Here is a 5,432-nt window from a genome sequence, read left to right on the forward strand (position 1 = left end):
AGGCGTGTTGTTTGAGAACTCAATAGTGTGTTTGGTGAAATTTTTTGTTGTTGTTTTTTGCCATGCCTTTGGCGCCCCGTGTTGGGGGTGTGGCGTTTTTTTGATGTCAGTTTTTGACTGATGTTTTGGGATTGTTTCCAAATGGTTTTTGTTTGGAGAGTTTGATCCTGGCTCAGGACGAACGCTGGCGGCGTGCTTAACACATGCAAGTCGAACGGAAAGGCCCCTTCGGGGGTACTCGAGTGGCGAACGGGTGAGTAACACGTGGGTGATCTGCCCTGCACTTTGGGATAAGCCTGGGAAACTGGGTCTAATACCGAATAGGACCGCATGCTTCATGGTGTGTGGTGGAAAGCTTTTGCGGTGTGGGATGGGCCCGCGGCCTATCAGCTTGTTGGTGGGGTAATGGCCTACCAAGGCGACGACGGGTAGCCGGCCTGAGAGGGTGTCCGGCCACACTGGGACTGAGATACGGCCCAGACTCCTACGGGAGGCAGCAGTGGGGAATATTGCACAATGGGCGCAAGCCTGATGCAGCGACGCCGCGTGGGGGATGACGGCCTTCGGGTTGTAAACCTCTTTCAGTATCGGCGAAGCTCCAGGATTTTTCTTGGGGTGACGGTAGGTACAGAAGAAGCACCGGCCAACTACGTGCCAGCAGCCGCGGTAATACGTAGGGTGCGAGCGTTGTCCGGAATTACTGGGCGTAAAGAGCTCGTAGGTGGTTTGTCACGTTGTCCGTGAAAACTCACAGCTTAACTGTGGGCGTGCGGGCGATACGGGCAGACTGGAGTACTGTAGGGGAGACTGGAATTCCTGGTGTAGCGGTGGAATGCGCAGATATCAGGAGGAACACCGGTGGCGAAGGCGGGTCTCTGGGCAGTAACTGACGCTGAGGAGCGAAAGCGTGGGGAGCGAACAGGATTAGATACCCTGGTAGTCCACGCCGTAAACGGTGGGTACTAGGTGTGGGTTTCCTTCCTTTAGGGATCCGTGCCGTAGCTAACGCATTAAGTACCCCGCCTGGGGAGTACGGCCGCAAGGCTAAAACTCAAAGGAATTGACGGGGGCCCGCACAAGCGGCGGAGCATGTGGATTAATTCGATGCAACGCGAAGAACCTTACCTGGGTTTGACATGCACAGGACGCCGGTAGAGATATCGGTTCCCTTGTGGCCTGTGTGCAGGTGGTGCATGGCTGTCGTCAGCTCGTGTCGTGAGATGTTGGGTTAAGTCCCGCAACGAGCGCAACCCTTGTCTCATGTTGCCAGCACGTAATGGTGGGGACTCGTGAGAGACTGCCGGGGTCAACTCGGAGGAAGGTGGGGATGACGTCAAGTCATCATGCCCCTTATGTCCAGGGCTTCACACATGCTACAATGGCCGGTACAAAGGGCTGCGATCCCGTGAGGGTTAGCGAATCCTTTAAAGCCGGTCTCAGTTCGGATTGGGGTCTGCAACTCGACCCCATGAAGTCGGAGTCGCTAGTAATCGCAGATCAGCAACGCTGCGGTGAATACGTTCCCGGGCCTTGTACACACCGCCCGTCACGTCATGAAAGTCGGTAACACCCGAAGCCGGTGGCCTAACCCTTGTGGAGGGAGCCGTCGAAGGTGGGATCGGCGATTGGGACGAAGTCGTAACAAGGTAGCCGTACCGGAAGGTGCGGCTGGATCACCTCCTTTCTAAGGAGCACCATTTTCCCCCGTCCCCGCAAAGAGTGCGGGATCGTGATGGTTGGGATATTTTTCGCCGGGTGCCTGTAGTGGGTGTTCGGTGGTGCAGATTGTTTTAGAAACAACAACGTCTTTGATCATCAACTGCCAGGAGCTTTGTGCTTCTGGTGGCCGGCCCTTTGGGTTGGGCACACTGTTGGGTCCTGAGGCAACAGGCCTGTTTTCGCCCCTGTGTGGGGTGGGTGTGTTGTCGCTCCATCTTGGTGGTGGGGTGTGGTGTTTGTTTTGTGAATAGTGGTTGCGAGCATCTAACAAGCGAGGCTTTTGTCTTGTTTGTTTTGCAATTTTTGTTTCTTGGTTTTTGTGTTTGTAAGTGTTTAAGGGCGCATGGTGGATGCCTTGGCATCGAGAGCCGATGAAGGACGTAGGAGGCTGCGATATGCCTCGGGGAGCTGCCAACCGAGCGTGGATCCGAGGATGTCCGAATGGGGAAACCCGGCACGAGTGATGTCGTGTCACCAACTGGTGAATGTATAGCCAGTGGGGAGGTAACGCGGGGAAGTGAAACATCTCAGTACCCGTAGGAAGAGAAAACAAAATGTGATTCCGTGAGTAGTGGCGAGCGAAAGCGGAGGATGGCTAAACCGTATGCATGTGATACCGGGTAGGGGTTGTGTGTGCGGGGTTGTGGGAGCGTCATGTCTGGGTCTACTCACCTGGAGAACAGTGACAAAGTGTTGTGGTTAGCGGAAGTGGCTTGGGATGGCCTGCCGTAGACGGTGAGAGCCCGGTACGTGAAAACCCGATACCTGTTTTGTGACGATTTCCCGAGTAGCAGCGGGCCCGTGGAATCTGCTGTGAATCTGCCGGGACCACCCGGTAAGCCTGAATACTACTCGATGACCGATAGCGGATTAGTACCGTGAGGGAATGGTGAAAAGTACCCCGGGAGGGGAGTGAAATAGTACCTGAAACCATGTGCCTACAATCCGTCAGAGCCCTCTCTTTGAGTGGGGTGATGGCGTGCCTTTTGAAGAATGAGCCTGCGAGTCACCGGCACGTCGCGAGGTTAACCCGTGTGGGGTAGCCGTAGCGAAAGCGAGTCTGAATAGGGCGTATCCAATCCGTTGGGGTTGGTGTAGTGGCGTGTTGTGGACCCGAAGCGGAGTGATCTACCCATGGCCAGGGTGAAGCGCGGGTAAGACCGCGTGGAGGCCCGAACCCACTTAGGTTGAAGACTGAGGGGATGAGTTGTGGGTAGGGGTGAAAGGCCAATCAAACTCCGTGATAGCTGGTTCTCCCCGAAATGCATTTAGGTGCAGCGTTGCGTGTTTCTCACCGGAGGTAGAGCTACTGGATGGCCGATGGGCCCTACTAGGTTACTGACGTCAGCCAAACTCCGAATGCCGGTGAGTGTAAGCGTGGCAGTGAGACGGCGGGGGATAAGCTCCGTGCGTCGAGAGGGAAACAGCCCAGATCGCCGGCTAAGGCCCCAAAGCGTGTGCTAAGTGGAAAAGGATGTGCAGTCGCGAAGACAACCAGGAGGTTGGCTTAGAAGCAGCCACCCTTGAAAGAGTGCGTAATAGCTCACTGGTCAAGTGATTGTGCGCCGATAATGTAGCGGGGCTCAAGCACACCGCCGAAGCCGCGGCAATACGTAAGTATTGGGTAGGGGAGCGTCCTGCATCCGGTGAAGCCACAGAGTGATCTAGTGGTGGAGGGTGTGGGAGTGAGAATGCAGGCATGAGTAGCGATGAGGCAAGTGAGAACCTTGCCCGCCGAAAGACCAAGGGTTCCTGGGCCAGGCCAGTCCTCCCAGGGTGAGTCGGGACCTAAGGCGAGGCCGACAGGCGTAGTCGATGGACAACGGGTTGATATTCCCGTACCCGTGTGTGAGCGTCCCTGATGAATCCATTCTGCTAACCACCCAAATGGTGGTCGATTAATCCCTTCGGGGTGCAACGATCGCCGGCTGCGTGGGACCCGGGTGGGTAGTAGTCAAGCGATGGGGTGACGCAGGAAGGTAGCCGTACCAGTCAGTGGTAATACTGGGGTAAGCCCGTAGGACGTCAGATAGGTAAATCCGTCTGGCATAGAGTCCGAGAGGTGATGCATAGCCGATTGCGGCGAATTCGGTGATCCTATGCTGCCAAGAAAAGCCTCTAGCGAGCACGCACACGGCCCGTACCCCAAACCAACACAGGTGGTCAGGTAGAGAATACCAAGGCGTACGAGTTAACTATGGTTAAGGAACTCGGCAAAATACCCCCGTAACTTCGGGAGAAGGGGGACCCCCATACCGTCAACACCTTCGCGGTGGGCAGCGGGAGAGGGTCGCAGAAACCAGTGAGAAGCGACTGTTTACTAAAAACACAGGTCCGTGCGAAGTCGCAAGACGATGTATACGGACTGACGCCTGCCCGGTGCTGGAAGGTTAAGAGGACCGGTTAACCCTTCGGGGTGAAGCTGAGAATTTAAGCCCCAGTAAACGGCGGTGGTAACTATAACCATCCTAAGGTAGCGAAATTCCTTGTCGGGTAAGTTCCGACCTGCACGAATGGCGTAACGACTTCTCAACTGTCTCAACCATAGACTCGGCGAAATTGCATTACGAGTAAAGATGCTCGTTACGCGCGGCAGGACGAAAAGACCCCGGGACCTTCACTATAGCTTGGTATTGATGTTCGATGCGGTTTGTGTAGGATAGGTGGGAGACTGTGAAACCCGCACGCCAGTGTGGGTGGAGTCGTTGTTGAAATACCACTCTGATCGTATTGGACCTCTAACTTCGAACCATGAAACTGGTTCAGGGACAGTGCCTGGTGGGTAGTTTAACTGGGGCGGTTGCCTCCTAAAATGTAACGGAGGCGCCCAAAGGTTCCCTCAACCTGGACGGCAATCAGGTGTTGAGTGTAAGTGCACAAGGGAGCTTGACTGTAAGACTGACACGTCAAACAGGGACGAAAGTCGGGACTAGTGATCCGGCACCCCCGAGTGGAAGGGGTGTCGCTCAACGGATAAAAGGTACCCCGGGGATAACAGGCTGATCTTCCCCAAGAGTCCATATCGACGGGATGGTTTGGCACCTCGATGTCGGCTCGTCGCATCCTGGGGCTGGAGCAGGTCCCAAGGGTTGGGCTGTTCGCCCATTAAAGCGGCACGCGAGCTGGGTTTAGAACGTCGTGAGACAGTTCGGTCTCTATCCGCCGCGCGCGTCAGAATCTTGAGGAAACCTGTCCCTAGTACGAGAGGACCGGGACGGACGAACCTCTGGTATACCAGTTGTTCCACCAGGAGCACGGCTGGATAGCTACGTTCGGACAGGATAACCGCTGAAAGCATCTAAGCGGGAAACCTACTCCAAGACCAGGATTCTCACCCTTTTAGAGGGATAAGGCCCCCCGCAGACTACGGGATTGATAGACCAGACCTGGAAGCACCGCAAGGTGTGCAGGGAACTGGCACTAACCGGCCGAAAACTTACAACACAAAGAAACAATTACGTGTTGCCCGCAACCACACACAAAACCTTTTAACCACACCCCACCATCAAACACACATGTCTTGATGGCACGGTGGCAACCCCGCCCCCCCAAAAAAACGGGGAGCCGGCCCACCACAACAAAAAAATAGAGTTACGGCGGAAATAGCGACAGGGAAACGCCCGGTCCCATCCCGAACCCGGAAGCTAAGCCTGTCAGCGCCGATGATACTGCCCACACGGGTGGAAAAGTAGGACACCGCCGAACACAATTTA

At 55.4% G+C, this 5,432-nt stretch carries 3 rRNA genes; all 3 read left to right on the forward strand.

The features are described 5' to 3' along the window. The first annotated feature begins 149 nt into the window (after positions 1 to 149). Positions 150 to 1,684 (forward strand): 16S ribosomal RNA (locus tag BST15_RS20585). Between the two features lie 358 nt (positions 1,685 to 2,042). Then, positions 2,043 to 5,163, forward strand: a 23S ribosomal RNA gene (locus BST15_RS20590). Between the two features lie 148 nt (positions 5,164 to 5,311). Then, positions 5,312 to 5,424, forward strand: a 5S ribosomal RNA gene (gene rrf / locus BST15_RS20595). Together the 16S, 23S and 5S rRNA genes form the textbook arrangement of a ribosomal RNA operon. Positions 5,425 to 5,432 lie beyond the last annotated feature (8 nt).

The organism is Mycolicibacter arupensis, from assembly GCF_002086515.1.
In the GTDB taxonomy this organism is placed as follows: Bacteria; Actinomycetota; Actinomycetes; order Mycobacteriales; family Mycobacteriaceae; genus Mycobacterium; species Mycobacterium arupense.